Below are 1,972 nucleotides of genomic sequence, written 5' to 3' on the forward strand. Positions count from 1 at the left end.
AATTGGTGGGTCTGAGTAGACTTGAACTACCGACCTCACCCTTATCAGGGGTGCGCTCTAACCAGCTGAGCTACAGACCCAATCTACTGAAAAAACATCAATTGTAAACACTTAAACACTTCTCGCTATTCTCTTAATATTTTTGTACCTAAGTACCTTTAAGGAGGTGATCCAGCCGCAGGTTCCCCTACGGCTACCTTGTTACGACTTCACCCCAGTCATGAATCACAAAGTGGTAAGCGCCATCCAAAAGGTTAAGCTACCTACTTCTTTTGCAACCCACTCCCATGGTGTGACGGGCGGTGTGTACAAGACCCGGGAACGTATTCACCGCGGCATTCTGATCCGCGATTACTAGCGATTCCGACTTCATGCTCTCGAGTTGCAGAGAGCAATCCGGACTACGAACACCTTTCTGAGTTTCGCTCCAGCTCGCACCTTCGCTTCCCTCTGTAATGCCCATTGTAGCACGTGTGTAGCCCTGCCCGTAAGGGCCATGATGACTTGACGTCGTCCCCACCTTCCTCCGCCTTATCAGCGGCAGTCTCTCTAGAGTGCCCAACTTAATGATGGCAACTAAAAATAAGGGTTGCGCTCGTTGCGGGACTTAACCCAACATTTCACAACACGAGCTGACGACAGCCATGCAGCACCTGTCTCATAGTTCCCGAAGGCACAATCCAATCTCTCGGATCTTCTATGGATGTCAAGGGCAGGTAAGGTTCTTCGCGTTGCATCGAATTAAACCACATGCTCCACCGCTTGTGCGGGTCCCCGTCAATTCCTTTGAGTTTTAACCTTGCGGCCGTAGTCCCCAGGCGGAGTACTTAACGCGTTAGCTGCGCCACTAAATCTTTTACACCAGATCCAACAGCTAGTACTCATCGTTTACAGCGTGGACTACCAGGGTATCTAATCCTGTTTGCTACCCACGCTTTCGTCCCTCAGTGTCAGTTTAACCCCAGATTGTTGCCTTCGCCATTGATGTTCCTTCCGATCTCTACGCATTTCACCGCTACACCGGAAATTCCCCAATCCTCTAGTAAACTCTAGTTAAACAGTATCAAATGCAGTTCCCAGGTTGAGCCCAGGGCTTTCACATCTGACTTATCTAACCACCTACGAACCCTTTACGCCCAGTAATTCCGATTAACGCTCGCACCCTCCGTATTACCGCGGCTGCTGGCACGGAGTTAGCCGGTGCTTATTCTTTCGCTAACGTCAAATTATCTAGCTCTTAACCTGATAACCTTCCTCACGAACTAAAGTGCTTTACAACCCTAAGGCCTTCTTCACACACGTGGTATTGCTGGATCAGGGTTGCCCCCATTGTCCAATATTCCCCACTGCTGCCTCCCGTAGGAGTCTGGGCCGTGTCTCAGTCCCAGTGTGGCTGATCTTCCTCTCAGAACAGCTATGGATCATCGCCTTGGTCAGCCTTTACCCAACCAACTAGCTAATCCAACGCAGGCTCATCGTACAGCGACTGCACAAAGTGCAACCTTTGACCCGAAGGTGTCATGCGGTATTAGCAGTCGTTTCCAACTGTTGTCCCCCACTGTACGGCAGATTCCTACGCGTTACTCACCCGTCCGCCACTAGCCAGAAGACAGATAACAGAAGACTGAAGACAGTAGTCGAATCGCACTCCGCGATAAATTGATCTAAACAACTAAAAATTTAAATCATCTATGCAGCTTGCTGCATTCAACCATCTGTACTCTGTCATCTGTATTCTGTCTTCCGAACCCGTTCGACTTGCATGTGTTAAGCATACCACCAGCGTTCAATCTGAGCCAGGATCAAACTCTTCAGTTTAAATCCTTAGATCATTAATTCCTGTCAAAAAACAAGAACTAACAACCCGCAAAAATTTTTGCTCAAAGTATTTAAGTATCTACATTTTATATCTCTTTAAACATCTTCAAAACCTTGCTACCAAGGCATTCTTGCGAACATTCTCGCTGAGAAC

1 tRNA gene and 1 rRNA gene are annotated in these 1,972 nt (G+C 48.1%); both read right to left on the reverse strand.

The features are described 5' to 3' along the window. Positions 1 to 3 precede the first annotated feature (3 nt). Positions 4 to 80: transfer RNA gene (locus IE867_RS14385), tRNA-Ile, on the reverse strand. A gap of 79 nt (positions 81 to 159) precedes the next feature. Beyond that, positions 160 to 1,818 (reverse strand): 16S ribosomal RNA (locus tag IE867_RS14390). Positions 1,819 to 1,972 lie beyond the last annotated feature (154 nt).

The organism is Cysteiniphilum marinum, assembly GCF_014857925.1.
Classification (GTDB): domain Bacteria; phylum Pseudomonadota; class Gammaproteobacteria; order Francisellales; family Francisellaceae; genus Caedibacter; species Caedibacter marinus.